Source organism: Micromonospora sp. WMMA1363 (assembly GCF_030345795.1).
Lineage (GTDB): Bacteria > Actinomycetota > Actinomycetes > Mycobacteriales > Micromonosporaceae > Micromonospora.
This window is the reverse complement of sequence record NZ_JAUALB010000001.1, coordinates 3,438,805-3,464,993: the sequence shown is the minus strand read 5'-3', so window position 1 is coordinate 3,464,993 and position 26,189 is coordinate 3,438,805. Positions and strand designations below refer to the sequence as shown.

At 69.9% G+C, this 26,189-nt stretch carries 21 protein-coding genes and 2 pseudogenes; 14 read left to right on the top strand and 9 right to left on the bottom strand.

Going from position 1 to position 26,189, the window contains the following annotated elements:
* Positions 1 to 238: 238 nt before the first annotated feature.
* Complete coding sequence (gene ltrA / locus QTQ03_RS16045; RefSeq protein WP_289278740.1) at positions 239 to 1,585, top strand: group II intron reverse transcriptase/maturase; 1,347 nt, start codon at positions 239 to 241, stop codon at positions 1,583 to 1,585.
* 289 nt (positions 1,586 to 1,874) lie between these two features.
* Here the strand turns inward: ltrA (QTQ03_RS16045) and QTQ03_RS16040 are convergent, their stop codons facing one another.
* Positions 1,875 to 2,438 carry a GntR family transcriptional regulator gene (locus QTQ03_RS16040; RefSeq protein ID WP_289278750.1) on the bottom strand — a complete coding sequence of 188 codons (564 nt, stop codon included), beginning with the start codon at positions 2,436 to 2,438 and terminating at the stop codon, positions 1,875 to 1,877.
* A gap of 156 nt (positions 2,439 to 2,594) precedes the next feature.
* Between QTQ03_RS16040 and QTQ03_RS16035 the strand changes: the two genes are divergently transcribed.
* The 6 genes from QTQ03_RS16035 (at position 2,595) to QTQ03_RS16010 (ending at position 7,192) form a co-directional block, all read left to right on the top strand.
* Positions 2,595 to 2,918, top strand: coding sequence for a hypothetical protein (locus QTQ03_RS16035; protein ID WP_289278749.1), 324 nt, complete (start codon positions 2,595 to 2,597; stop codon positions 2,916 to 2,918).
* Complete coding sequence (locus QTQ03_RS16030; RefSeq protein ID WP_289278748.1) at positions 2,915 to 3,172, top strand: hypothetical protein; 258 nt, start codon at positions 2,915 to 2,917, stop codon at positions 3,170 to 3,172. The genes QTQ03_RS16035 and QTQ03_RS16030 overlap by 4 nt, the downstream gene beginning before the upstream one ends.
* Positions 3,169 to 4,281 carry an FtsK/SpoIIIE domain-containing protein gene (locus tag QTQ03_RS16025; protein WP_289278747.1) on the top strand — a complete coding sequence of 371 codons (1,113 nt, stop codon included), beginning with the start codon at positions 3,169 to 3,171 and terminating at the stop codon, positions 4,279 to 4,281. Before QTQ03_RS16030 ends, QTQ03_RS16025 begins: the two co-directional genes overlap by 4 nt.
* A 100-nt stretch (positions 4,282 to 4,381) precedes the next feature.
* Positions 4,382 to 5,731 carry a replication initiator gene (locus tag QTQ03_RS16020; RefSeq protein ID WP_289280854.1) on the top strand — a complete coding sequence of 450 codons (1,350 nt, stop codon included), beginning with the start codon at positions 4,382 to 4,384 and terminating at the stop codon, positions 5,729 to 5,731.
* Complete coding sequence (locus QTQ03_RS16015) at positions 5,728 to 5,919, top strand: helix-turn-helix domain-containing protein (protein ID WP_289278746.1); 192 nt, start codon at positions 5,728 to 5,730, stop codon at positions 5,917 to 5,919. Before QTQ03_RS16020 ends, QTQ03_RS16015 begins: the two co-directional genes overlap by 4 nt.
* Positions 5,909 to 7,192 (top strand): tyrosine-type recombinase/integrase, encoded by a 1,284-nt coding sequence (locus tag QTQ03_RS16010; RefSeq protein WP_289278745.1) that lies wholly within the window; start codon positions 5,909 to 5,911, stop codon positions 7,190 to 7,192. The genes QTQ03_RS16015 and QTQ03_RS16010 overlap by 11 nt, the downstream gene beginning before the upstream one ends.
* Positions 7,193 to 7,245: 53 nt before the next feature.
* Here QTQ03_RS16010 and QTQ03_RS16005 read toward each other — a convergent pair whose 3' ends face one another.
* Positions 7,246 to 7,494, bottom strand: a complete 249-nt coding sequence (locus tag QTQ03_RS16005; RefSeq protein WP_289280853.1) for a flavin reductase — start codon at positions 7,492 to 7,494, stop codon at positions 7,246 to 7,248.
* 271 nt (positions 7,495 to 7,765) lie between these two features.
* Between QTQ03_RS16005 and QTQ03_RS16000 the strand changes: the two are divergent.
* The 4 genes and pseudogenes from QTQ03_RS16000 (at position 7,766) to ltrA (QTQ03_RS15980) (ending at position 11,997) form a co-directional block, all read left to right on the top strand.
* A pseudogene (locus tag QTQ03_RS16000) lies at positions 7,766 to 8,487 on the top strand (XRE family transcriptional regulator).
* Positions 8,484 to 8,957 (top strand): NUDIX domain-containing protein, encoded by a 474-nt coding sequence (locus tag QTQ03_RS15990; RefSeq protein ID WP_289278742.1) that lies wholly within the window; start codon positions 8,484 to 8,486, stop codon positions 8,955 to 8,957. Before QTQ03_RS16000 ends, QTQ03_RS15990 begins: the two are co-directional and overlap by 4 nt.
* A gap of 582 nt (positions 8,958 to 9,539) precedes the next feature.
* Positions 9,540 to 9,938 (top strand): hypothetical protein, encoded by a 399-nt coding sequence (locus QTQ03_RS15985; protein ID WP_289278741.1) that lies wholly within the window; start codon positions 9,540 to 9,542, stop codon positions 9,936 to 9,938.
* 712 nt (positions 9,939 to 10,650) lie between these two features.
* The gene (gene ltrA / locus QTQ03_RS15980; RefSeq protein WP_289278740.1) at positions 10,651 to 11,997 is read left to right on the top strand and encodes a group II intron reverse transcriptase/maturase; all 1,347 of its coding nucleotides are present in this window, start codon (positions 10,651 to 10,653) and stop codon (positions 11,995 to 11,997) included.
* Between the two features lie 266 nt (positions 11,998 to 12,263).
* Here ltrA (QTQ03_RS15980) and QTQ03_RS15975 read toward each other — a convergent pair whose 3' ends face one another.
* The 4 genes and pseudogenes from QTQ03_RS15975 to QTQ03_RS15960 all read right to left on the bottom strand — a co-directional run bounded on the left by QTQ03_RS15975 (position 12,264) and on the right by QTQ03_RS15960 (position 15,831).
* Positions 12,264 to 12,446, bottom strand: a complete 183-nt coding sequence (locus QTQ03_RS15975; RefSeq protein WP_289278739.1) for a hypothetical protein — start codon at positions 12,444 to 12,446, stop codon at positions 12,264 to 12,266.
* Between the two features lie 81 nt (positions 12,447 to 12,527).
* Positions 12,528 to 13,334: pseudogene (locus tag QTQ03_RS15970) on the bottom strand (IS1634 family transposase); the annotation flags it as partial.
* Positions 13,335 to 13,375: 41 nt separating this feature from the next.
* Positions 13,376 to 14,599, bottom strand: a complete 1,224-nt coding sequence (locus QTQ03_RS15965; RefSeq protein WP_289278737.1) for an IS3 family transposase — start codon at positions 14,597 to 14,599, stop codon at positions 13,376 to 13,378.
* Between the two features lie 26 nt (positions 14,600 to 14,625).
* Entirely contained in the window at positions 14,626 to 15,831 is a 1,206-nt protein-coding gene (locus QTQ03_RS15960; protein WP_289278736.1) for a cytochrome P450, read from the bottom strand.
* A gap of 570 nt (positions 15,832 to 16,401) precedes the next feature.
* Between QTQ03_RS15960 and QTQ03_RS15955 the strand changes: the two genes are divergently transcribed.
* The gene (locus QTQ03_RS15955) at positions 16,402 to 17,277 is read left to right on the top strand and encodes an NAD(P)H-binding protein (RefSeq protein ID WP_289278735.1); all 876 of its coding nucleotides are present in this window, start codon (positions 16,402 to 16,404) and stop codon (positions 17,275 to 17,277) included.
* Between the two features lie 196 nt (positions 17,278 to 17,473).
* Here the strand turns inward: QTQ03_RS15955 and QTQ03_RS15950 are convergent, their stop codons facing one another.
* Positions 17,474 to 21,835 (bottom strand): S8 family serine peptidase, encoded by a 4,362-nt coding sequence (locus tag QTQ03_RS15950; RefSeq protein ID WP_289278734.1) that lies wholly within the window; start codon positions 21,833 to 21,835, stop codon positions 17,474 to 17,476.
* 253 nt (positions 21,836 to 22,088) lie between these two features.
* On the opposite strand from QTQ03_RS15950, the gene QTQ03_RS15945 reads away from it, so the two are divergent.
* Both QTQ03_RS15945 and QTQ03_RS15940 read left to right on the top strand, forming a co-directional pair.
* Positions 22,089 to 22,631 carry a winged helix-turn-helix domain-containing protein gene (locus tag QTQ03_RS15945; RefSeq protein ID WP_502889867.1) on the top strand — a complete coding sequence of 181 codons (543 nt, stop codon included), beginning with the start codon at positions 22,089 to 22,091 and terminating at the stop codon, positions 22,629 to 22,631.
* 95 nt (positions 22,632 to 22,726) lie between these two features.
* Positions 22,727 to 23,572, top strand: a complete 846-nt coding sequence (locus QTQ03_RS15940; RefSeq protein ID WP_289278732.1) for a hypothetical protein — start codon at positions 22,727 to 22,729, stop codon at positions 23,570 to 23,572.
* Between the two features lie 119 nt (positions 23,573 to 23,691).
* Here the strand turns inward: QTQ03_RS15940 and QTQ03_RS15935 are convergent, their stop codons facing one another.
* Together QTQ03_RS15935 and QTQ03_RS15930 are read right to left on the bottom strand one after the other, a co-directional pair.
* Positions 23,692 to 25,746, bottom strand: coding sequence for an amylo-alpha-1,6-glucosidase (locus QTQ03_RS15935; RefSeq protein ID WP_289278731.1), 2,055 nt, complete (start codon positions 25,744 to 25,746; stop codon positions 23,692 to 23,694).
* Positions 25,743 to 26,123, bottom strand: a complete 381-nt coding sequence (locus QTQ03_RS15930) for an SCP2 sterol-binding domain-containing protein (protein WP_289278730.1) — start codon at positions 26,121 to 26,123, stop codon at positions 25,743 to 25,745. The genes QTQ03_RS15935 and QTQ03_RS15930 overlap by 4 nt, the downstream gene beginning before the upstream one ends.
* Positions 26,124 to 26,189: the final 66 nt, after the last annotated feature.

The window sequence follows — 26,189 nt, the reverse complement described above, 5'->3', positions numbered from 1 at the left end:
TGGTCGTTCTTATCCGGGGAGGTCTGTCCGGGTGTCACCGCCGATGGTGGTGACCGTCTCGGCCGTGAGGGCGGGATGGACCGGGCAGAAGTCAGCAGAGGCCATAGTACCGGCGGGGATCGATGTTTCACGTCGGGAAGGGCCGAACGTTAGGTGAGGCGAAGGATCTGGTGTTGCTCGTGCCGGTCGCGGTGATCGCAGCCATCCCGCGGACGTGGGCTCATCGAGGGCGGCGACGGTGAGTCCGTCAAAGCCTGCGGTGGAGCGTAGCGGCCGGTCGGCGCGCATTGGGGAGAACGCCTTCGAGGCCGGGGAGCTGTCGTTGTGGGAGCAGATGCTCACGCCGCAGAATCTTGGCCGGGCGCTGAAGCGTGTGGAGTCCAATCGGGGTGCACCCGGTGTGGATGGCCTGGCCACGCACGAGCTTCGTGGGTGGCTACGTCAGCACTGGGGGCAGGTCCGGGCGGCTCTGGACGCGGGCACGTACCAGCCGCAGCCGGTACGCCGGGTGGTGATCCCCAAGCCCGGGGGCGGTTCGCGGAATCTGGGTGTGCCCACGGTGCTGGACCGGTTGATCCAGCAGGCGATCGCGCAGGTACTCACGCCGATCTTCGACCCGCATTTCAGCGGTGCCAGCTTCGGGTTTCGTCCCGGCAAGTCCGCCCACCGGGCGGTACGGGTCGCGCGGCGAGCGGTCGCTGACGGGCTGCGCTGGGTCGTCGATGTCGATCTGGACCGGTTCTTCGACCGGGTTCAGTTCGACACGCTGATGGCGCGGGTGGCTCGCAAGGTTGACGACCGTAAGCTGCTCAAGCTCATCCGCCGGTACCTGGAAGCCGGGGTGATGGTCGACGGGGTCAAACTGGCGACCGAGGAGGGAACGCCGCAAGGCTCCCCGCTCTCGCCGATCTTGTCGAACATCATGCTCGACGACTTGGACCGGGAGCTGTGGCAGCGCGGTCACCGGTTCGTCCGCTACGCCGACGATATTCGCGTGTTCGTGCGCAGCGAACGAGCCGCCCAAAGGGTGCTCGGCTCGGTCACGAAGGTGATCGAGGAGCGGCTCAAGCTCAAGGTGAACCAGGACAAGTCCTCGGTGCGCCCGGCTCCGAAGGCGACGCTACTCGGATTCGGGTTCTACTGTTCTAAATCTGAGGTCAGGATCCGGGTCGATCCCAAGGCGGTGCTGCGGCTCAAGCAGCGGCTGCGCCAACTGACCCGCCGAAACTGGCGGGTGCCGATGGGCAGGCGGATCGAGGAACTCAACGGGTTCATCCTCGGGTGGATGGGCTACTTCCGTCTGGTCGGCACACCCAGCGTGTTCCGTCGGGTGGATGCCTGGCTACACCGCCGGCTACGGCAGGTGCGCTGGAAGGAGTGGAAACTTCCGAAACGCAGAGTGCGGGCCCTCAAGTCGCTGGGGATCCCGACTGGCCAAGCCCACCAATGGGGCAACAGCCACCGGGGCCACTGGCGTATGGCGAGGTCGACCGCGCTCAGCGTCGCCCTGCCCGGTGCCTACTGGGACAACCTCGGCCTGCACCGGCTCTTCCAACTCTGGCAACGATTCAACCAAGCGGCTTAACGAACCGCCGGATGCGGGCCCGCATGTCCGGTGGTGTGAGAGGGGGTCGGGCGACCCGGCCCCCTACTCGATTGCCGGAAGTACTTTAAGCACCCTGCATCGCTTCAGCGATCGTCACGGCCTCGATGTGGGTTGCTTCGGACTCGGCGCGTCCTGTTGCGTGGGTGCGTGCGCGCGGGCCGGAACGGCATAGCGCGTGCGCGTGCGTCCGGCGTAGCCGGGCGCACTTGATCCTGTAGAGCAGTTTTGAGCCAGTCGGATCTTGGTCGAGGGCCTTGGTCCGGCTGGCTTACTGCTTCGGCGTGCGCTGGCGGCTGCTGCGGGAGCGCTTGGCGGGTGGCGGGGCCTGCTCGTCGTTGCTGGGGCGTCGGAGGTGTTCGGGTTGCTGGGCGAAGTTGCCGCGGTTGGCCTGGTATTTGATCACTTCGTCGATCAGGTCGTTGTTGGTGTCGGCGTGGCGCAACAGCGCGTGTAGGGCGGCGTTCTTGTCGTCGGCGGTGCGGGCGTGGTGGTAGCGGATGGTGATGGCCTGTTGGTCGGCGAGGTAGGCGGCGACTCGGCGTCGGAGGTCGGGGTCGTCGATGGGTTCGCGGAGGACGCCGCCGCGGAGCAGGTCGAAGGCGTCGGGGTGCACGAAGGTGCCTTTGCCGGCGACGCTGTAGGTGATGCGCCGGTGTTGGAGTTCGCGTAGTGCGCGTTGGGCGGTCATGGAGGCCACGCCGTAGAGGTCGGCCATCTTGCGGGCGGACGGGAGTGGGTCGTTGGGGTTGAGGCGTCCGTCGCGAATCTGGTCGAGGATGTCGTCGACGACCTGCTGGAATAGGGCTCGCTTGTCGTCTGGGTCGTGGGCCATGCGCTGATCGTAACCGTCATGGGCTGATCGGGCGAGACAGGCGTCACATGACAGTCGTGTTCCCAAACCTCTTGACCATCACGGGTGTCACGTGACACCTTATGTGCACGGGACGCATGCCGCAGTGGCGTGGACCAGAGTAGAGGAGAACACGACATGTTGGTGTTGCCGATTGATGGCAGCCAGACGCTGCTGGTGCTGGCTGTGCCGGCACCGCAGTTCAAGGACAAGGCCAATGGTGTTGCCGCGACGGATCGGGTCACGGGTGCGCCGTTGGTGGAGGTGCCCCTCGCGTTGACGGTCGAGGGCGGGACCCCGCAGGTTTTGCGGGTGTCGGTGCCGCAGCCGTCGGTGCCGAAGGACCTGGCCGTGGGGCAGATGGTCCAGGCGTCCGGGTTGACGTTCGTGACGGGGGAGAAGAACGGCCGGGCCTGGCAGATCTTCCGGGCGTCGGCGTTAACGGCGGTGAAGGCCGCATGATCAATCCCCCTGATACCCGCCTCGCCATGGCGGTGCCGGCCGTCGTGCTGTCGGTCGCCGCCCTGGCCGTACTCGTATGGCTCGGCGCGCACGCCGTGCGGTATCTGGTAGTAGGCAAGCAGCTCCGTCCGGTGCTGCGGGTCGCGTGGCGGATCAAGTACACGTGGCGGCGGACCGCCGCCGGGTCGGCCTGGCCCAGACCGAGCGGATCCGCCCGCCGTGGTGGTCCAATCGGCCGCCGGGCACGGTCGTGACCCGGGAGTTGATCCCGGCGGTGACGGTGGCGGCCGAGCGATGGGGCGTGCGCGTCGACGCTTCCACCGTCGGTCGTCTCGGCGTTGAGGAGTTCACGCAGGCGGCCGGGCATCTGGCCGACGTGTGGCGGGTGCCGCTGGTGAGGGTGGCGCAGGCCCGCCCCGGCCTGGTCCGGATACGGGCGCTGCTGCACGACCCCCTCACCGAACCCGCGACCTGGGCCGAATCGGCAGAGGCCGGGTCGGATCCGGCGGTGTGGGTCGCTGGCGTGGACGCCGACGGCCAGCCGGTCACGATCCGCTCGGCCGGTGTCTCCGGAGTGGTGGTTGCGGGGCTGGCGGGTTACGGCAAGACGTCGTTCCTGAACGCCCGGTTCTGTCAGCTCGCCTCTTGCCCGGCGGTGCAGTTCGTGCTGATTGACGGCAAGGGTGGCCCGGACTACGACGATCTGTTCGCCCGCGCGTGGTTGTCGGCGAAGGACGACCCGGAGCAGGTCCGTGATCATCTGGCCCGGGTGCGGGAGTTGATGGTCGCCCGGCAGTACGCGATCCGCTCGGTGCTCGGGGTGAAGAACGTGTGGCACGTAGGCCCGTCCGCCTCCTGGCCTCTGGTTGTGGTGGTGATCGATGAGGCGCACACGTTCCTGAACGAGACCAAGGGCACCGACGCGCAGTCCAAGCGCCTTGACGCCCTGGCCCGGGAGACCGCCCGGCTGGTGGAGGAGTTGATCCGTAAGGGCCGCAACGTCGGCATCCAGGTCGTTCTGGCGACGCAGAAGGCGACCGGGGATGCGATCCCGACGAAGATCCGCGACAACTGCCAGGTCGCGATCAGCTTCGCGCAGCGCACCTCGGAGGCGGCCACGGCGGTGCTCGGCTCGGACATCACGGCCGCGCCGGATGAGCATCCGCGTCGGCTGCAAGACCCGGCCTATGTCGGCGTGGCGTCGATGGTTGCGCAGGGTCGGCCCGGGTTCACCCTGGTCCGCACGCCGTACGTGCCCGACGCGACCGCCGATGCGATCGCCACCGCGACCGCGCACCTGGTCCGCGACCCGCTGCACCTGTTGACCACGGGGGAGGCGGTGGCCGATGCCGCACCCCGATGACGAGTTCCCCGGGCAGAGCGGCGGCCCATTCCGCCAAGAACACTCCGCCGCGCTGCCCGGGTCCAGCCCCTATCCCAGCAAGGAGAAGGAACCACCCCCGATGATGTCACCCCACCCTGTACCAACGGATCTGGGCGGCCTGCTCCGCGTGATGGCCTCCACCGGCCTCGCACACCAGGTCGGCGAGTGCCGGCATCCGGTCGCCGTCGCCGGTAGCAGTCTGCTCGTCGAGCGCGGCACCGGCAGGATCGTCGACCGCCTCGACGCGGCCACCACACCCGGTCGGGTGGTCGGGTTGCGCTGCCGCAGCCGCCGCGCGACGGTGTGTCCGGCCTGCTCCGCGTTGTACAAGCTGGACGCGTACCACCTGATCGCCGCCGGCCTGCACGGCGGAAAGGACACTCCAGCGCAGGTCGCCGACCGGCCCCGGCTGTTCGTCACGGTGACCGCGCCGTCGTTCGGGCCGGTGCACCTCGGCCCGGACCGGCACGGCCAGCCCCGCCCTTGCCACCCCCGCACCCGGCGTACGGCGGCTCACCGTAGCTGTGGCAGGTGGCACCTCGCCGCCGATCCGGCGATCGGCACGCCCCTGGACCCGACCGGCTACGACTACCCCGGTCAGGTGCTGTTCAACGCGAACGCCGGGCTGCTGTGGGCGCGGTTCACGACCGAGACGCGTCGTGGCCTGGCCGCCGCAGCCGGCCTGCCTCGGGCGGTGGCGGCACGGCAGGTGCGGGTGGTGTTCGCCAAGGTCGCCGAGTTCCAGGCCCGGGGAGTGGTGCACCTGCATGCGATCGTCCGCCTGGACGGCGCCGACGGCCCGTCCTCGGCCCCGGCCGGCTGGGCCAGCGTCGACCTGCTCGACCACGCCATCCACGCCGCGATCCGGCGAGTCGAGGTGACCACCCCGGCCTGCCGACGGGTGCCAGCTCGACGGTTGAGGTGGGGCAGGCAGGTCGACGTCCGCCCGATCAGCCGCGCCGGTGACCTGTCGGAGACGGTGGTGGCCCGGTACGTGGCGAAGTACGCCACCAAGGCCGCCGAGACGGTCGGGGTCGACCTCGGCCCGATCTACTGCCGCACCTGCGACGGCCACGGCACCAACCGCGCAACGACGGTGCTGTGTCACCGGTGCTCGGGCACTGGTCGGCGACCCGGCGTCAGCCTGCGGCACCTGAGCGGGCACGCCCGCCGGCTGGTCGACACCTGCTGGTGGCTGGGCGCCCAACCCGGCCTCGGTCGGCTGACGCTGCGCCGGTACGCGCACACCCTCGGCTTCCGGGGCCACTTCGCCACCACCTCACGCACCTACTCCACCACCCTCACTGCGCTACGCGCCGAACGCCGCAACTGGATGGCCGACCGGCACGCCGAGCGGGCCGGCGTCAACCCGGCGGGCGTGCTCGTTGTCGGCGACTGGCGCTACACCGGACCCGGAGGTGGGGCGTGACCGCTGACCTGCTCACCGTGGCCCAGGTCATGGACCGGCTCCAAGTGTCCAAGCACACCGTCTACCACCTCATCCGCACCCGACGACTCCGGTCGGTCCGCATCGGCCGGTGCCGCCGCATCCCCGCCACGGCCCTGGCCGCCTACCTGCGCGAGTTGAACGGGGAGGTGACCGGACATGGCCGGTAGGAAACGCGCCAACGGTGAAGGCACCGTCTACCAGCGCGCCGACGGCCGGTGGGAAGGCGCCGGCTACGTCCAGGCCGCCGACGGCAGCAGCCGACGGGTCCGGGTCTACGGCGCCACCCGCAAGGAAGCCGCCGACAAGCTGGCCGTCAAACTCGCCGACTCCCACCGGGGTCTGCCCGCGACCGCCGACCCGACGCTCACCGTCGCCGACTACCTCACCCGCTGGCTCACCACCGTGGTGGTCCACCAGGTCCGGCCCACCACCTACGCCAACTACGACACCTACGTCCGCCAGTTCCTCATCCCCGCCCTCGGTCACCGCCGGCTCGCCGCGCTCACCGTCACCGAGGTCCGCACGTTCCTTGACACCATCCAATCCGTGTGCCAGTGCTGCGCCCGTGGTTGGGACACCCGCCGCGACCCGCACCACCCGCGCAAGGACCGACGGCCCCGCTGCTGCGCCGTCGGCGCCTGCTGCCAACGCCACGTGAAGCCGGCGACGGTCCGCTACATCCGCGCGGTCCTGTCCGCAGCCCTCGCCCACGCCGTACGGGAGGAACTCTTGCACCGCAACGTCGCCTCCCCGGTCCGACTCCCCACCCCCGCCCGCAGCCGATACCAACCGTTCACCGCCCGGGAGGCCCGCAAATATCTGTACGCCGCCGCGTTCCACCGCCACGGCCCACTGTTCGAACTCGCGCTACGCACCGGCATGCGACGCGGCGAAATCCTCGGCCTGCAATGGTCCGACATCGACCTCGAAGCCGGGCACCTGTCCGTACGCCGCACCCTCGCCCGCACCAAAGGCGGCATGACCTTCCAACCACCCAAGACCGAAGCCTCACAACGGCGGATCCTGCTACCCCGAGACTGCATCACCTCGCTGACCCTCTACCGCCAACGCCAGGCCGTCGACCGGCGGAAAGCCGGCGACACCTGGGCAGATCTCGACCTGGTGTTCGCCTCAACTACGGGAGGGCCGCTCGACCCCGCCAACGTGCACCGTCAACACGAGACGATTTGTTACCTCGCCGAGGTCCGCTACATCCGCTTCCACGATCTCCGACACACTTGCGCGACGTTGCTGCTGGAACAGGGCGTCGAACTCGTCACCATCAAGGAACTCCTCGGCCACGCCCGGCTGCACGTCACCGCCGACATCTACGCCCACATCCGACCCCGCCTGCACCGCAACGCCATCGAAGCCATGAACCGAGCCCTGCACCCCGACGACACCGACCCAGACGACGACACCCCACCCGCCGACAACTGACACCCGACCAGCGGCGCCCCGACCCGGACCCATGATCCTGGTCGGGGCGCTTGCTACTCGTCGCGCAGTGCCGCCGAGCGTGGCCAGGCGAGGAACCGCGCGTGCAACACCCCCGACGGCGTGTGTGGCAGATCCTCGCACGCCTGCACCAGGTACGCCGACAGGTGCAGCATCAGCGACACCCGTGCACCGGTGAACTCCGCCACGAGCTGCCGCTTACGAGTCCGACACGGCCACGCTGCGCCGCACCCCGCGCAGATCCACTGCGGCCGTACCGGCTGATGCACCGACACCCACCCCACCACCCTTCCGACTCGTTGGAAGGGGGAAGGGGCCACTGCCGACACCCGACCCGACCACATCCCGGGTCGACGGCAACCCCTTCCCCCTGGCACCCACCAGCCCGGCGAATCTGCCGCAAGCGAACCGGCGAGGCCCTGCCGCAGAACCTACGAACCAACCCCGGGCACCCCAACGTCCCGACAGACATCACGTCGGACACTTCTATGACCCTGGCGCGTCCCGCCGTGTCCACTACCGTGGGTCGGTATGAGTCACCGCCTCCGCGCGGCCATGCTCCGCGCCCACCTCGACCCGGCCGCCCTCGCCGCAGCCGTCGGTGTCGACGTCAAGACCGTCACCCGGTGGCTCGCCGGTCGCGTCCCGCACCAACGCACCCGCCTCGCCGTCGCCGACGCCCTCGGCGAGACCGAAGCCGACCTGTGGCCCCAGACCCGCCCCGACCAGGCTCCGGGCGCGGAAGCCACCGCTGAGGTCGTCGCCGCCTACGCCCACCGCGCCGACATCCCCCACCACGTCTGGGCCGCCCTGCTCACCGGCGCCACCACGCGGATCGACCTGCTCGGCTACGCCTACCCGTTCCTGCTGGAACTGCTGCCCAACACCATGCAGCTCATCACCGACAAAGCCGCCAACGGCGCCCGCGTCCGGCTCGCGTTCGCCGACCCCGACTGCCCGCACGTCGCCGAACGCGACGCCCTCGAACAGATCGGCGGCACCCTACCCGGCCGGATCCGCAACGCCCTCAACTTCTGCGAACCCTCCACGACGTACCCGGGGTGGAGATCGGCCTGCACACCGTGCACCTGTACAACTCGGTGTTCCGGTTCGACCACCAGATGATCGTCACCCCACACCTATACCGCGCCCGCGGCTACCAACACCCCGCCCTACACCTGCGCGAACTCTCCCCGCACGGCATCTTCGCCGCCCACGCCGACCAGTTCGAACAGATCTGGCAAACCGCCACCGCCTACCCGAAGGAGACCCGGTGACCGGCCGGCGCGACTACTACCACGACCCGCACGCCCCCACCGCGAACAGCCTCGTCCCCGGCGCCGCCGCCATCGTCACCGACCAGCACGGCCGCGTACTGCTGCAACGCCGCACCGACTCCGGCAACTGGGCCCTACCCGGCGGCGCCATGGACATCGGCGAAACCCTCCAACAATGCGCCATCCGCGAGGTCAAAGAAGAAACCGGCCTCGACATCGAGATCACCGGCCTACTCGGCATCTACACCGACCCCGCACACGTCATCGCGTACGCAGACGGTGAGGTGCGGCAGGAGTTCACCGTGACCTACCTCGCCCGCGCGGTCGGCGGCGCCATCACCGTCAGCGATGAATCCACTGACGTCCGCTTCATCGACCCCGCCGAGTTCGACCACATCCCCATCCACGACACCGTCCGCCTCCGCCTCCACCACCACGCCGAGCAACGCGACACCCCGTACCTCGGATAGCGCCACCCATCGATGCCTCGACCGCAGGCGGTCACGGGCGTCTCTCCAGGTTGCCGTCACCGTCGCCGTCAACACCGATAGATTTCGATGCGGCGAGTTGGCGCCACACACGAAAGGCCAGGTGAAAGGCCATGAGCACGTAGGTCACACTGCGTGACGGGGTGAAAATCCCACACGTACTATGTGCTAGCCGGCAACACGCCGGTCCTCGTCCACAACTGCGGCGATGCAGCGAAGCACAGCGTAGATAACCTTGCGGACTCGCTAGACGACAATGTCGTATTCCATTACACGTCCGAAGGCAGTCACGCCAAAATCATGGACGGCGGTGTGGTAACTGCGAACGCAAAGGGCGTCACGTACTTCACAAGGGAGATGCTTAGCTCTAAGGAAACAAGCAACGCACTCTTCATGGGAAGGGGCGGAGACCGAGGAACCCACCTGATCGCGTTCAGGTTGCCCGCTGGGACTAAACTGGTGCCTGGCTCACAACCCAACGAGCTCATGCACACGGGGTCGTTCAGATTCACGCTCGATGACGTGGTTTTCCATGGCCCGAATCCATTCGGATGATGAGGAAGTATGTTCGAGATCGACAACATCGACGAGCTTTACGCACTTCAGAAGGGCTTGATGGAGATCCGCTTCAACGCGGCCGATGTGGATTGGGCGGTGAAAGGTAGCCCGCTCCTGAGTCGCGTACATGAGCGGCTAGTTGAGACGATCATTGCGCATCACGAAGAAATCGGGGAGTCGCGGAAAGCGCAAGGTTGGCGTGATTGGCGTCGCTTTGAAGCGCGAGCAATGGAACGCCCTGCCGTACGCGATTACCTGGCCGAAATGTGGGGTGAGTTATCCACGCCGGAAGCCAAAAGAGAGGCTGTGGTCGATCAAATGCGCCCGTTCGTCTTCTCGGATGAGAACGTAACTGAAATGATCGCCGAAATTGAAGCAGAGTGGCGCAAGCGGTCGGCTCTTTGATTTCCAAACGTTCGATTGATCCGGAGTTGTGGAGCATCGGTGGACCACTCCATATGGTGCTGGTTCAGTGACTTTGCGCGCCGGGGTGCATGGTTGTGCACCCCGGTTGCTGTCACGACTGATGTCAGATACCGGGAACGCATGCGAATTGATCGATGTAGATCTCAGGGCTTGGGTACCGAGATCGCGCTGCTCGTTGGCACGGCGCGAAGCGGCGTGGCGTCGATGTATGCCCGGCATGGGCGATTGCTTGGGGGTGAGAGTCCCCTGGGGAGAGAGGTGGTGCTTGCCCCGAGCCGGAGGCAACGGCGTCGTCGTGAGGCGGGGTCGGGAGGAAGCCCGAGGCGAAACCCTGCACCGAGGAACACGAACCGCGTAGTGAGGCGGGACGGTTTGGGTGAGTCGGCATCGCACGACGAAGCCCGTCACCATCGACAGGGCCGTCACGTAGACGCGGCGGGCGTAGGGGGAAAGTGGTCGTTCTTATCCGGGGAGGTCTGTCCGGGTGTCACCGCCGATGGTGGTGACCGTCTCGGCCGTGAGGGCGGGATGGACCGGGCAGAAGTCAGCAGAGGCCATAGTACCGGCGGGGATCGATGTTTCACGTCGGGAAGGGCCGAACGTTAGGTGAGGCGAAGGATCTGGTGTTGCTCGTGCCGGTCGCGGTGATCGCAGCCATCCCGCGGACGTGGGCTCATCGAGGGCGGCGACGGTGAGTCCGTCAAAGCCTGCGGTGGAGCGTAGCGGCCGGTCGGCGCGCATTGGGGAGAACGCCTTCGAGGCCGGGGAGCTGTCGTTGTGGGAGCAGATGCTCACGCCGCAGAATCTTGGCCGGGCGCTGAAGCGTGTGGAGTCCAATCGGGGTGCACCCGGTGTGGATGGCCTGGCCACGCACGAGCTTCGTGGGTGGCTACGTCAGCACTGGGGGCAGGTCCGGGCGGCTCTGGACGCGGGCACGTACCAGCCGCAGCCGGTACGCCGGGTGGTGATCCCCAAGCCCGGGGGCGGTTCGCGGAATCTGGGTGTGCCCACGGTGCTGGACCGGTTGATCCAGCAGGCGATCGCGCAGGTACTCACGCCGATCTTCGACCCGCATTTCAGCGGTGCCAGCTTCGGGTTTCGTCCCGGCAAGTCCGCCCACCGGGCGGTACGGGTCGCGCGGCGAGCGGTCGCTGACGGGCTGCGCTGGGTCGTCGATGTCGATCTGGACCGGTTCTTCGACCGGGTTCAGTTCGACACGCTGATGGCGCGGGTGGCTCGCAAGGTTGACGACCGTAAGCTGCTCAAGCTCATCCGCCGGTACCTGGAAGCCGGGGTGATGGTCGACGGGGTCAAACTGGCGACCGAGGAGGGAACGCCGCAAGGCTCCCCGCTCTCGCCGATCTTGTCGAACATCATGCTCGACGACTTGGACCGGGAGCTGTGGCAGCGCGGTCACCGGTTCGTCCGCTACGCCGACGATATTCGCGTGTTCGTGCGCAGCGAACGAGCCGCCCAAAGGGTGCTCGGCTCGGTCACGAAGGTGATCGAGGAGCGGCTCAAGCTCAAGGTGAACCAGGACAAGTCCTCGGTGCGCCCGGCTCCGAAGGCGACGCTACTCGGATTCGGGTTCTACTGTTCTAAATCTGAGGTCAGGATCCGGGTCGATCCCAAGGCGGTGCTGCGGCTCAAGCAGCGGCTGCGCCAACTGACCCGCCGAAACTGGCGGGTGCCGATGGGCAGGCGGATCGAGGAACTCAACGGGTTCATCCTCGGGTGGATGGGCTACTTCCGTCTGGTCGGCACACCCAGCGTGTTCCGTCGGGTGGATGCCTGGCTACACCGCCGGCTACGGCAGGTGCGCTGGAAGGAGTGGAAACTTCCGAAACGCAGAGTGCGGGCCCTCAAGTCGCTGGGGATCCCGACTGGCCAAGCCCACCAATGGGGCAACAGCCACCGGGGCCACTGGCGTATGGCGAGGTCGACCGCGCTCAGCGTCGCCCTGCCCGGTGCCTACTGGGACAACCTCGGCCTGCACCGGCTCTTCCAACTCTGGCAACGATTCAACCAAGCGGCTTAACGAACCGCCGGATGCGGGCCCGCATGTCCGGTGGTGTGAGAGGGGGTCGGGCGACCCGGCCCCCTACTCGATCCCCGGAACCCGTCGCGTGGGTTGACCCGTGATGGGATCGTCACGGCCTTGATCGCTTCGACCGGGACGCATCGCCTGGCCGTCTTGGTCGTCGCGCGGGCGCGTGCGCGCGACCCGAAGGCAGTAGCGCGTGCGCGCGGCCCGGCGTCAGCCGGGCCGTCTTGATGTTCCTTGTATAGACGTTTTGAGCCAGCCTACGATCTTGCGTCGTGGTAGGCGTCGGTGTCGATCCGATCGTCGTGTTCGAGGGCGTCGGCGTGCCAGTGTTCGGCGGGGATGCGCGCCGGCCAGCCGAGGAAGCGCCGGTGCAGCGTGCCTGCGGCGGTGTTGGGCAGATCCTGGCAGGCTTCGATGAAGTACCCGGACAGGTAGATCATGAGCGATACCGGTGCTTGGTGGTAGTGGGCGATCAGTTGTCGTTGGCGGGTCGGGCATGGCCAGGCCTGAGTTGTAGCGATTTAGTGACCACTCCAGCCGAGGGTGGTCAGGAGGGTTCGGGTCTCGGCGGTGATGCGTGGCTGGGCGGTCACTTGCTGGGTGCCGATGGTGACGGTGGCTGAGCGGAGGGGCCGCAGGGTCTTGAGGATCTTGTTGATGCTCAGCCCGGAGCGTGCTTGGGCTTCGCGGGAGATGGCCAGGGCGGCGAACACGACGGTCAGGTGGGCCTGGATGCTGTCTTCGAGGCGGTGGAAGACCGGTCGTGCGGCCAGGTCGGACTTGGTCATCCGGAAGGAACGTTCGACCTGGTAGAGGTCGTGGTAGGCGGCCACGACGGCCGCGCCGTCCATCACGGTGGGGTCGATGTTGGTGACGTAGCCCTTGATCCCGATCAGGGATCGGGCGCGTTCGACGAGGTCCCAGTTCACGCTGGTGGTGCTGTCGGTGAAGGTGACGAAGCGGTCCTTCTTCAGCGGTCGTTCGCCGGCGGCGACCTTTTCGGCGCGTTCGACCATGGCGTTGATCGCGCGGTTGTCGTGCTGGGCTCGTGTGAACGTGTACTGGTAGACCACCCGCCGGTCGCGGGCCTTGGTCCCGGTGCCCATGCGCCGGGTGGTCTCGATCGTCGCGCCGTCGGGCAGGTGGTTGCCGTGCCGCTCGACGTGGGCCTCAAGTTCGTAGGGGATTTTGCTGGTCTTGGAGCCGACGATGAACCGGAATCCGTCTTCCAAGGCCAGCAGGTTGGCCGCGGACAGCATCCCGGCGTCGGCCACCACGACCAGGTCGTCGGCCTGGTGGCGGTCGCGGAATCGGGTCAGCACCGGGATGGGGTTGACCCGGTTTGACGGACAGGGTCGGTAAGTTGATCTCACGCTACCTTGCTCGTTGGCCTGCGGGAATAGGCCGTCGCCTCATACTCGGCCGGGCTCATGTAGTCCAGGGTGGAATGGCGGCGGCGGGTGTTGTACCACCCCTCGATCCACTCGAAGATCGCCGCACGGGCGGCGGCCCGGGTCGGCCACGCCCTCCGGTCGAGCAGTTCGGTCTTGATCGTGGCGAAGAACGACTCCGCGACGGCGTTGTCCCAGCACTGACCCCGCCCACCGACCGACAACCGCACCCCGTTGCGGTCGGCCAGCCGGGCGTACTGCGCACTCGTGTACTGGCAACCCCGGTCGCTGTGGAAGATCACCGGCCCGGTCGGGCGTCGGACGGCGATCGCGTTGGACAACGCCTGAGCGGGCAGATCGGTCCGTAGGTGGTCGGCGGTCGCCCAGCCCACAACCCGGCGTGAGGCGATGTCGATGACGGTGGCGAGGTACAGCCAGCCCTCCCACGTGTGGATGTAGGTGATGTCGCCGCACCAGCGGGTGTCGACCCGGCCGGCGGCGACGTCGAAGTCCCGGCGGATCAGGTCCGCCGACAACGCCGCCCCCGGGTCGGGCACGGTCGTGGTGCGCCACCGCTTCGGCGTGCGGCCGCACAACCCGGCGCCCCGCATCAGCCGGGCGACCCGCTTGCCGGAGTGCCGCCGCCCCTGGCCGGCGAGTTCGGCGCGGACCCGGGGTGCGCCGTAGGTGCCGGCCGAGTCGGCGTGGATCTGCGCGATGCGGGCGGCGAGGTCTGCGTCGTCGCGTTCCCGCCGCGACGGCCCGGCACGGTGCTGGTAGCGGATGTGGTGCAGAGTCTCGATGGACCAGTGTCCGCGCAGCCAGTCCGCGAGGTCGGTGGGGTCGGCCTGGGCTGCGGTCAGGTTGGTGATCGCGTAGACGGTGACGGTGGTCCAGCGGCCGGTGGCCAGGTTCAGCCGGCGGCGCCGGATCCGTAGTGCTTGCACGGCGTGTGGGAAGTCCAGCGCGAGTGCTCCGGTGCAGGTGACGGCTTGCAGGCGGCGGATGTCGTAGCGGCTGTGCCCGCGGGTGCCGGTCTCGTCCTGGATCGGGATCTTCGCCCAGGGCAGCGTCTTGAGTTGGCGGTACAGACGCGGTGTGAAGTAAGCCGCGCGGCGCGGTGTCCTCTTGGGATCGTTTCCGCGCGACTTCTCCCCGAACCGGACGTCCGAGTTTCCCCGCCCAGCACCGTCCGCAGGCACGCTGGCGGCTCGGCGCCCACGCAGTCCTACCAGGTGACGGGGAGTTCGGTTAGCACCTGGAAGCTCGCAGCGGGAAGGAACGAAACGTCCTCCGCCGGAACCGCGAGACGCAGGCTGGGCAGGCGATCGATCAGCGTGCCGAGGGCGATCTCCATCGTGATGCGAGCGAGGCTCTGGCCGAGGCACTGGTGGGCGCCGAATCCGAACGTCAGGTGGTCCGCGGCGGAGGCGCGATGCCAGTCCAGGGAGTTCGGCGCGTCGTGGACGTCGGTGTCGCGGTTGATGAGGGAGGTGATGAAGAACACGCCGTCGCCCTTGCGGATGGTGGTGCCGTCGACCTCGATGTCGTCCGCCGCCAACCGCGTGACACCGTCGGGGACGGACAGGAACCGCAACAGCTCGTCCACGGCGGTGGGCATCAGGGAGGGATCGGCTCGCAGCTCGGCGAGCCGCTCGGGGTGTTGGAGCAGGGCGAACATGCCGAGCGCGATCATGTTTCCGGTGGTGCCGTGGCCGCCGGCCACCTGCAGGACCAGCGTCGAGACCAGTTCGTCGTGGTCCACGTCACCGGTGGCACCGCGCTTCGCGAGGAGGTCGTCGAGAACCCCCTCACCGGGGTTGCGCCGCTTCTCCGCGATCAGCGTGCCCATGTAGTCCATGAGCTGGTCGTATGCCTCGTTGGCGTTCGGGCCGGCGGCGAGCTGGTGCGACAGCTTCTCGAAGGATCCGTGGTCGTCGTCCGGTATGCCCATCAGTCGGTACAACACCGTCACGGGCACAGGCGCGGCGAACGCCGGGATCAGATCCGTGGGAGCGCCGTTCTTGATCATGTGATCCAGCTGTTGGTCGACGATCTCCTGGATCTTCGGACGTAGGGCGTTGATGCGTCTGAACGTGAAGCTGGGGATCAGCATCCTGCGCCGGGCTTTGTGCACCGGGTCGTCGACGCCCACCAACGCGGTGACGATCTTCAGGACCTTTTGCTGGGCGTCGCCGACGGCGGCGGCGACGATCGGCACCATCGCGGGCCACGCGGGGTTGGTGCGGTCGCTGGAGATGCGAGGGTCGATCAGGAGCCGGCGGGCCAGATCACGAGTGGTGACAGCCCAGACCCGCCGGCCGTCGTAGAGGGTCACCTGAGCGAGTGGCCCCCGCGCCGTCAACGGTCGGTAGCCCGGTGCCGGCTGGTGGGGGCAGATGCGGCCCTGCGGGAACGCGACGCTGTCAGTCATGCGGGGATCCTCCGAGCAACCAATGCGTTGATCTGCGCGTGATCCGTGCGGATTGGAGCCCTGACCGTCTCGGCGAGAGTGTCGCCGGTGGTGGTCATGAAGCCCTCCCTTCGCGTTCGAATGCGTCAATCCGGGTGGCCGGGCGGGCGGACCATAGTCCCGGCCCAAAACGGTAGCCATGAGACGGCCAGCCCGCATCCCCTCCGTTGATAGTGCGCGGCGTCACGGCGCCTCCGGTCCCGGCGGGAATCGCTTCGACGCAGATCCCGCCCGTATCGGCACTCCTTGTTGGATGACCTGGGCTTGACGCCAATACCGAGGCTGGCAGGGCTCCGTCGGCGAAACCGGTGGAGCTTCAGGATCTTCCGCTCGAGGAGGCCCGCCGGATATAGTCGCAACGTTTGATGGATGAGATCCAGCGGGGAGCGTCGGCGGCGTCCTGGGGCACATCGGTGCCGACGGCCGAGATGACGAACGACGTGGAGCGGCCCACAGGTCGGCCCCCCGCGCACATTCACCGGTGGGTGCAGAAGGCCCAACAAGCCACATGGGGGAATGATGACGGTCTTGGTGACTGGCGCGACCGGCAATGTCGGCCGCAACGTCGTAGACCTCCTGCTGCGGGCGGGAGTGGACGTGCGGGCGACCTCCCGCAATCCAGAATCGCTCGACCTGCCGGCAGCGGTTGACGTCCGCCGAGCGGATCTCACCGACCCGGAGACGTTCACACAAGCGTTTCGCGGCGTGGAGAAGGTCTTTCTCTACAACCAGCCGTCCGCCATCGAAGGGGTCATGGCGGCCGCGAAGGCCGCCGGCGTCAGGTACGCCGTGCTCCTGTCCTCCTTGGCCGCCGCCGGCCGAGATCCGGACCATTGGATCGCGCGGTGGCATCGGGCGACCGAGTACGCGATCGAGCAGTCCGGCCTGTCGTGGACGTTCGTGCGGCCGGGCGCGTTCGCCGTGAACTCCCTCCTGTGGGCCCCTTCGGTCAAGGAGGGACGGCCGGTGCGGCTCCACTACGCGCACTCCTACCTGTCCTCGATCCACGAGCGGGACATCGCCGAAGTGAGCACCTGTGCTCTGCTCCAGGAAGGCCACGACGGGGCGACGTATCACATCACCGGTGGTGACAGCATCACTCAGGCCGAGCAACTTGCCCTCATCGGTCAGGCGATCGGCCGTGAGCTGGCCTTCGAGGACATCACGGGCGATGAGGCACGCGCTGAGCTCCGCGCACGGTTCGGGCCCCGCCTGCAAGAGTTGATACAGGACGGGGTGATCGGCCCGACGGACCCTCCGGGGATCATCGAAACCAGGATCCGCTACTACCTGGAGGCTCTCGACGGGCCTGACGAGATCGACCGGACCGTCGAGAAGATCCTTGGCAAGCCGGCGCGGACCTTCGCCGAGTGGGCGGAGGACCACAAGGCGGACTTCACGAACTAGCGGATGGTGACCCGGGTTCCACCACGTCGGCGAGAGCATCCGGCCTGACTCCACCGTGCCCCTGCCACCCCGCTCGGCCAGCGGCGGCCTACCTCGGCGGCGCTGACCGAGGTCGCATCCGCGGGCACCGGGTGACCCCGAGCGGAAGAACGGTGGTCGGCGGTCCGGAGGACCGCCGACCACCACGGTGCTCAGCTCAGATGCCGGTTGCTCTCGTGCAGTCCGACGACGGTTCCAGGCTGACGTCGAGGGTGCCGACGAAGCCCGCCTGGACCCGGATGCGGTGCACCTCCGGGATCCAGCCGTCCTTGGCGACGATCACGTCGTACCGGCCCCTGGGCAACCACCACGCGTACCGGCCGGCCGTGTCGGCGGTGAGCGTGTAGCCGGTGTCGCCGCCGACCCGGTTGACGCGCACCGTCGCCGGCACACCGACCGTCACCCCGCCGCAGGTCACCCCGGTGACCGTGCCCTGGAGCTTGCCCCACTTCGCCGGTGGCGACACGTTCATCTCCACACTGACCGGCGGCACCGGGTACGGCACGTCCGCGGCGAACGCCAGCTCACCGGAGTACCGGCCGGGCTGGGCGACCCCGGCGGCGGCCGTCGCGGCGAGCGTGACGGTCACCGTGCGGGACGCCCCCGGCGCCAGCGTGAAGCTGCTGGGCGAGGTGCTCAGCCAGGGCAGGTCCGCCTCCTCCGTGCACTGTTCCAGCCCGCCGAGCCGCTCACTCTCCACGGACCCGACGAACGAGGTGGGCGAGCCGCCGATCCGGTACGCCCCGCACGCCGCGGCGCCCCGGTACCGGGAGAACTCGGTGTTCGGCAGGTCCACCCAGCTTCCGGTCGTCGGGTCGTACCCGACCGTCCGGTTGGTCACCACGGTCGACCCGCTGGTCACGCCGCCGGCCAGCACGAGCATCCCGCCGGCCGCCGCGTACTGCGAAGCCCACATCTCCAGCGGCAGGTCCGCGATCCGGGTCCAGGCGTCCGCCGCCGGGTCGTACCGGTACGCGTCGGTGTACTCGGTGCCGCCGGTGCCGCCGGCGCAGTACACCTGGGCGCCGATCCCGCCGCAGCTCAGCCACGAGACCGGGTGCGGGTAGGGCGCGCCGGTGGTGAAGGCCCCGGACCTCGGGTCGAACACCACCAGCCGGTCCGTCGCCGCGCAGGCCCCGTCGGTGCAGCCGCCCACCAGGTAGACCTTGCCGCCGGCGACCGCCGTCCCGGCCGCGGCGACCGGCGTCGGGTTGGTCACCCCGGGCAGGGTGCTCCAGGTGCCGGCCCCCGGGTCGAGGACGTCCACCGACGCGACCGGGTTCCCGCCGGCGCTCCAGCCGCCGAACGCGTACAGCTTGCCGCCGACCGCGGCGACGGCCGGCTTGGCGCGGACGGTCGGCAGGTCGGGCAGCGCCGACCAGGCGTCGGTGTCCGGGTCGTACACCCAGGCCTTACCCTCGGTCCCGGTGCCGCTGCCACCGCCGACCGAGTAGACCCGGCCGTCCAGCGAGGCGGCGGCGTTGTCGAAGACAGCCGTCGGCAGGTCGGCGACCCGGGTCCACGCGTCGTCCGCCGACGTGCCCGCGTCCGGTGTCGGGCCGCCGTACGCGGTTCCGGTGCGCGCCTTGCTGATGCCCTTCAGCGTGACCTCACGCAGCGGCGCGCCCCGCTTGTCGAGCAGTTCGAACCGGCCGGCCCGCTCCAGCACCTCGACCGTGGCCGGTGCGCTGCCGGTGTTCGTCACCGTCAGCCGGGTCTTCCGGGTGCTGCCGTACGGCTGGTGGGACTCCACCTCCGCCGGTGTGACCGTGAGACGCCCGGCGGCCAGCGCGAGATCGGCCCGCCGCACGTCGTCGGCGACGACGGTGACGTCCCGGGTGGTCGGCGGGTACGGCGTCCGGGTCGCGGTGAACGGGTGCGTCCCGGTGAGGCCGGAGAAGAGCCAGTAGAAGCCGTCCGGCTCGTTCGGGTCCTCCGGCGTGGCCGCCGAGACCCCCGTGTCGGCGGGCCGGTCCACACTGGTCACGGTGACCCCGTTCACCGGCGCGCCGGTGTTGCGGTCGGTGGTGGTGCCGACCACCAGGCCACCCGGTGTCGGCGTGCACTCCCGGTTGACCAGGGCGACGTCGTCGACCTCCCACCACCAGGCGAAGGTGCCCTGGAAGCGGAACCGGACGCGCACGTCGGACGCGCCGCCGGCCACCGTCAGCGGCACCTCCTCGACCCGGGGCCCGCGCCGGCTGCTGGTCTGGTGCCACACGTTGGCCCAGGTCGCGCCCCCGTCGGTGGAGACGTCGATGTCGGCGGTGTCGGACACCCCGACCGCCCGCCAGTCGCTGCGGAAACGCAGCACCGGCGCGGGCGCCCCGGACAGGTCCACCGCCGGGGTCACCAGGTCGGTGTCCTGGCTGTTGCCGGAGCCGAGCGCGTCGCTGTCGATGATCGCGAAGCCGCCGCTGCCGCCGGTCAGGTTGCCCCGGCCGCCGGGGTCGTCGAAGACCCAGCCGCCCTTGTCGGTGCGGTTGACCCGCGACCAGCCGGCCGGCGCGGAGGTGCCGTCGAAGCTTTCGCTGAGCAGCGGCGCGCCGAGGCTGCCGGTGTAACCGGCGGCGGTGCAGGCCGCGTCGACCGGCACGGCCACGTCGACCGGGACGGCGTCCCCGCCGACCGGCACCTCCCGGGTCACCGTGCGGTAGCCCGGGTACCGGGCGGTGACGGTGATCCGGTACGTGGCGTCCCCGGCGACGGTGACCGACCAGCGCCCGGTCACCGGGTCGGTGAAGACCGGCCCGCCCGGCCGACCGGCGACGTCCACGGTGGCGTACAGCGGCCAGCCGTGCCCCGAACCGTCGGTGACCCGGCCACCCAGGGTGACCACGGGGCTCGCCACCAGCGCGAAGTCCCGGGTGACGGCGCCACCTTCGGTGACCGTGACGGTGGCCGACTGCCCGGCGAAACCGTACGCGGTGACGGTCACGGTGGTCTCGCCGGCCGGCACGGTCAGCGCGTACCGGCCGTCCGCCCCGGTGGTCACGGTGCGGGTGCCGTCGCCGACGGTCGCCCCGGCGATCGGGTCGCCGTCGGCGGCCGAGGTCACCGTGCCGGTGATCCGTCCGACCGACCCGCGCGGGGCGGTCCGCACCGCCTCGTACGCGTCGAGCCGGCCCTCCCCGAAGACGTTGTTGTCGGCGGGGGTGCCGCCGCAGGTCGTGGCGTCGACGTCGCGGGCGGTGCGGTCCAGCAGCGCTTCGGTGGCGGCGACGTCGCCGCGCAAACTGGGGGCCGCCGACCAGACCAGGGCCGCGGTGCCGGAGACGTGCGGGGCGGCCATCGAGGTGCCGTTGAAGGCCGCGTAGCCGCCGCCGGGCACGCTGGAGCGGACCGCCACGCCGGGGGCGGCCACGTTCGGCTTCAGCGGGTCGGTGCCGGAGCCGCGACCGGAGAACGAGGCGATGGCGCCGTTCGACCCGTACGCCCCGACGGCGTACGAGGTCGGGTAGTCGCCGGGTGAGCCGGCGCTGCCGCAGGCCGGGCCGCTGTTGCCGGCGGAGAACACGGGGAGGATGCCGGCCGCCCGCCAGGCGGCGACGGTCTGCTGGTACCAGGGGTTGCCGCCGGCGCCGCCCCACGAGTTGTTCACGATGTCGGGTCGCAGGTCGGGCCGCGGGTTCTGCCCGTTCAGGTCGGTGGGTGCGAGCACCCACTGACCGGCGGCGAGCAGCGACGCGTCCGAGCAGGTGTTGAACTCGCAGCCCTTCGCGGCGATCCAGCGGGCACCCGGGGCGACACCCGTCTGGTTGCCGGCCCCGTCGTCACCGACCATCGTGCCCATCACGTGGGTGCCGTGGTCGTTGTTGTCGCAGGGCACCGGGTCGGGGCAGACGCCGGCCGGGTCGAACCAGTTGTAGGCGTGGTCGAAGCCGCCGCCGAGGTTGCCCCGGTAGGAGCGGACCAGGGCCGGGTGGTCGTACTGCACCCCGCTGTCGATGTTGGCCACCACGACGCCCTCGCCGCGGTCGCCGAACTCGTCCCACACCCGGGGCGCGCCGATGTCGGTGAGGCCCCACTCCACGGCGGCCGTCCGGGCCCGGGTGACCTGGGCCGGGGTCGGCCGGACCAGCGGGTAGCCGCGGGTCGGCTCGATCCGGGACACCTCCGGCCGGCGGGCCAGTTCGTCGATCAGGGTCCGGTCGCCGCGCACCCGGATCGCGTTGGCGATCCAGTAGGACGTGTGCTCGGCCTTCCGCGCGTCGAGCAGTTTCCGCAGGTCGCGCTGGGTGCGCTCGGCGGTGGCGGTGAGCAGCTGGTGCACCGCGCGGGCCCGGCCGTCGGCGTCGGGCAGCTTCGCGGTGTCGGCGAGCGGGGCGGTCTCCCGCAGGTACACCAGGAACGTCGAGTCGCCGGTCGCGTCGAGCAGGCCCGGTGCGACGGCGGCCCGGTCCGGCGTGCCGGGTGGCGACGCGGCGAACGCGGGCTGGGCGGTCAGCCCGAGCACCAGCGCGCCGAGCGCGACGGCCGTGCGCCAGAGGCGGGACCGCGCGGGTGGTCGTACGAACACAGTTCCTCCCGTCGTCCGCGGGGCCGGTCGGTTCCGGGCCCGCGTCAGCCATGCTCGTGGGAGTACAGACAGCGATCAATGAAATGTTTCGGTCAGTACTTGGTCAGTGACGCGGCGCGATTCTGACCGATACGCTGACCCCGGGCCCGCCGGTGCGCGCCGGCGGGCGGGAGCTTTCACGTCAGCGCGGACGGCCGGGGAGGGCAACGTGTCCGATGGGGGAGTTCCGATCGTGGTCTGTGTCAGTCCCGACGTGGCGGTGCGCGAGCACGTGCTGCGCCGGCTCGACGGGGTGGGGCCGGTGGTGAGCTGCGCCGACCTCGCCGAGCTGCGCGCGATGCTCTTCGCCGAGCCGACTGCGGGGCAGCCGGTCGAGTCGACTCCCGCCCGGCCGGGCGAGTCGACTCCCGCTCAGCCCCACGAGTCGAATCCCGCCCGGCCGGTCGACGGGCAGCCGGTCGAGCCGGTCGGGGCCGAGCAGCCGGTGAGCTTCGGCGATCTGCTCGTCGACCCAGGCGGGCACCTGGTCACCTGGCGGGGTCGGCCGCTGGCGTTGACCCGCACCGAACGGGAACTGCTGGCCCGACTGGCCAGTCCGCCGGTCAGCCTCTGGAGTTACGAGCGGCTCTTCGCCTCGGTGTGGGGCGGGGCGTACCTCGGTGACACGGCGATCCTGCACTCGGCGATGAAGCGGCTCCGCCACAAGCTGCGCGTGCTGTCCGGCGGCCCGCGGGTGCAGACCGTACGGGGGGTCGGCTACCGCCTCGTCACCGCGCCCGACGATCCGCCCGGGTGAGCCCGGCCACGACGCGACGGGAGCGGGCTTCGGGCAGGCGGAGGCGCGGTGGTGCCGTCGGCGGGGAGCCTGCCGGCGCGTGACACGATGGCGTGGTGAGCGTCGTCCACCCCGGGTACGCCCCTCCCGCCGGTCCCGACCGCCCGCGGGGCCGCCGCGCCGTGCGGTGGCTGCTCGTCGCGTCCGCTGCGTGGGCGGTGTTGCTGGCGGTGCTCACCTGGTGGTCCGCCCGCACCGACCCGCCGACCGTGCGGGAGCAGCGCAGCATCGGCCAGGCGGCGCGCCTGGTCGACCGGGCGGTGGGCCGGCTCGTCGCCGCGGTCGGCGGCGAGGCATGGGCGATGACCCCCCGGGCGGTCGAAACGGGGTGCCGGGTCACGCCGGTCAGCCGCGGCGCGGAACTGACCCGTGGCGTCGACGTCGTGGTGGCCGAGGGGCGCGAACGCGACCTGCTCGCCCGGGTCGCCGACCAGCTCCCGCAGGGCTGGCGGGCCGGGGTGCGAGACGGCGTCGACGGTCCGGTCCTGCGCGCCGACGCCGGGGAGTTCGTCCTGGTGCAGGGCCGGGCAGCGGAGCCCGGCCGGGTGTCGCTCACGGCGCAGACCGGCTGCCGCCCGGCGGACGTCGACGTCGCCGACCTGCTGCCGGATTACCCTCCGGGGCCGGCACTGGTGGAGGCGTTGCGCGCGCTGGACCGCCCGGCGGCGGACCCGCCGGAGCGGATCGTGGCGCCGTGCCCGGGCGGCGGCAACGCGGAGAGCAGGTGGCTCGACACCGGATCCGAGCCGGTGTCGCTGGGCGTGCTGGCGTCGCTGGCCGACGGAGCCGTCCTGGTCGACACCCCCGGTGTGTACGCCTACCGGCGCGGCCCGGCGGTCGTGCTCGCCGACGCCACCGGCGACCAGCTGCGGCTCACCGCCTCCACCGGCTGCGCCGGCTGACCGGTCGCCGCCGCACCGCGGATCCGCGTTCCTGGCAGTGACCGGCGCCGAAAGTCCGGGGTGCGCCCGGCGCTGGGTCCGGGGGTGCGCCCGGCGTCGCCCGTCGGCGGGGAGGCGGGTCAGCGGCCGTGGCTGAAGTCGCTCGGGGCGCGGCTGCGGCCGAGGGCGTCGACCCGGCCCCAGCGGCCCGGGATGTCGAGCAGCTCGACCCGGCCCATGCCGTCCGGCACGTGCGGGTCGATGATGAGGTGTTCACCCTTCGGCTCCAGGCCGAGGATGACCCGGATCATCAACAGCGGCGTCCCCGCCGACCAGGCCTGTGGGCTGCAGGCGGTGGGATACTGCACCGGGTACTCGGTGAGGGACCGGTCGTAGCCGGCGAACGCCTCCGGTAGCCGGCCTCCGAAGAAGCGGGAGGCGGCGATCATCGCGTCGCAGATCCGACCGGCCTCCTCGCGGAAGCCGTACTTCCACAGCCCCCAGGCGATGATCGAGTTGTCGAACGGCCAGACGGTTCCGACGTGGTAGCCGATCGGGTTGTACCGGCCCTGATCGTCGGCGAGTGTCCGGACACCCCACCCGGAGAACAGCCGGGGGCCGAGCAGGTGCTGAACGAGGCGGCCGGCCCGCGACTCGTCCACGATGCCGCTCCACAGCAGGTGGCCGAGGTTCGAGCTGAGCGCGTCCACCTGCCGCCCGTCGGCGTCGAGGGCGAGCGCGTAGTACTCCTTCTCCGGAAGCCAGAAGTCCCGATTGAACCGGTTCTTCAGCTCGGCGGCCTCCCGCTCCAGCTGGTCCGCGTACGCCGGGTCGTTCCAGCAGGTGCGGGCGAGCCGGGCTCCCCGGAGCTTCGCGTCGTACGCGTACCCCTGGTGTTCGCAGGTGGCGCGGGGGAAGCCGGGCAGCCGGCCGTCCCGGTACGAGATCGCGTCCCAGGAGTCCTTCCAGCACTGGTTCTCCAGCCCGGTTTTCTGGTTGCGGGTCTGGTACCAGACGTAGCCGGTCCCGAGCAGGTCGCCGTACGTGTCGATCCAGGCGAGCGCGGCGCGGGCGTTGGACTCCAGCTTCATGACCAGTTCGGTGTCGCCGGTCCACCGTTCGTACTCGTCGAGCAGGATCACGAAGAGCGGGGTGGAGTCGGCGGCTCCGTAGTACGGCGAGTGCGGCTGTTCCTCGAACCCGGCGGTCTCGCCGTACCGCAGCTCGTGCAGGATCTTGCCCGGCTCCTCGTCCCGGAAGTCGTCCAACCGGTGCCCCTGCAGACCGGCGAGAATCATGATCGTCGACGGGAGTAGCTCGGGTAGGAACGGCACCGCCTGCAACGAGGTGAAGATGCTGTCCCGCCCGAAGAGGGTCATGAACCAGGGCAGGCCGGCGGCCATCAGCCGGACGCCGAGGGCGATCGACTCGTAGCGCAGGGCGGCCAGGTCGTCGAGGCTGCGCCGGTAGGCCCCGGCCAGCGGCTCGCAGTCGCAGCCGAGCTTCGGTGCCCGCTCGATCAGCTCGTTCTGCTCGGTCTCGATGGCGCTCGGGCTGCGGCTGCCCGCGTACGGCAGGGTGGTCCGGGTGTCCTCGCCCCGGGCCCCGTAGACGACGGTGGCCACGTGCAGTCGGGTGGTCCACTCCCCGTGCGGCGGGACGCAGACCCGGAACGTCATGCCGGACGTGTCGATTGTGCCGGGCGCGCTGGTCTGGACGACCGTCTCCCGGTGGAACGCCTCGCGCCGGTAGATCAGCCGAAGCTCGTTGTCGCCTACCGCGGCGGTGGTGTGGCCGTGCTTCCGGCTGACGTTCTTGATCTCGAAGAGGTCGGCGAAGTCGGCGCCGACGTCCAGCCGGAGGGTGAACTCCTCCTCCTTGCCCGCGTGGTTGAGCACGGTCAGTTCCTCGTCGAAGCTGCCGCCGATGGCCCGGCTGCGGATCACCGACACCTTTGCATCCAGATAGTGGGACGGCTCGCCGGGGGTCAGGAAGTACCGGGTTCGGTACGACCGCGCGTCGTCGACCGACAGTGCGTGCAGTCGCTTGCCGTCCAGCGTGAGCAGCCAGGTGGAGAGAAAGCGGGTGTCGAACGAGAAGAGCCCGGTCGGGAAGTCCTCCGACGGCTCGACGTCCCCGCGCCGGTCGCTGACCAGGAAGGTGCTGCCGTCCAGGATGCTGATCAGTTGCTTCACCGCGGCCGCCCGACCTGCTCGCGGGCGACCTCGCGGGGGTCCCGGGTGCCCGGCGGGTCCGGAAAGAACCGGCGGAAGGCGAGGAAGAGCACCACGTTCCCGCTGAGCGTGCTCTCGTTGCGCAGTACGGCGGCGAGCAGCTGTGCACGTCCGGTGACGAGCCGGTCGAAGAGGTCCTCGGTGCTGTACAGGATCGCGTCGGCGGGTCCGGGCTGGCGGCTCACCTCGATCGAGCCCGGCGCCATCCGGACCCGCCAGTGCGCGGTGTGGTCGCCGTTGTTGAGCTGGATCTGGAGCGTCCCGCTCACCAGGCCGCGCAGGACGTCTGGGGCGCGCGCGGGCAGTGATTCGAAGAATCGCTCCGTCGCCTCGGTCACATCCGAATCGTAGGCATTAGCCCGACTTGTCGGGTCGGATCGGCCGTTAGGGCGTGCCCCTCGATC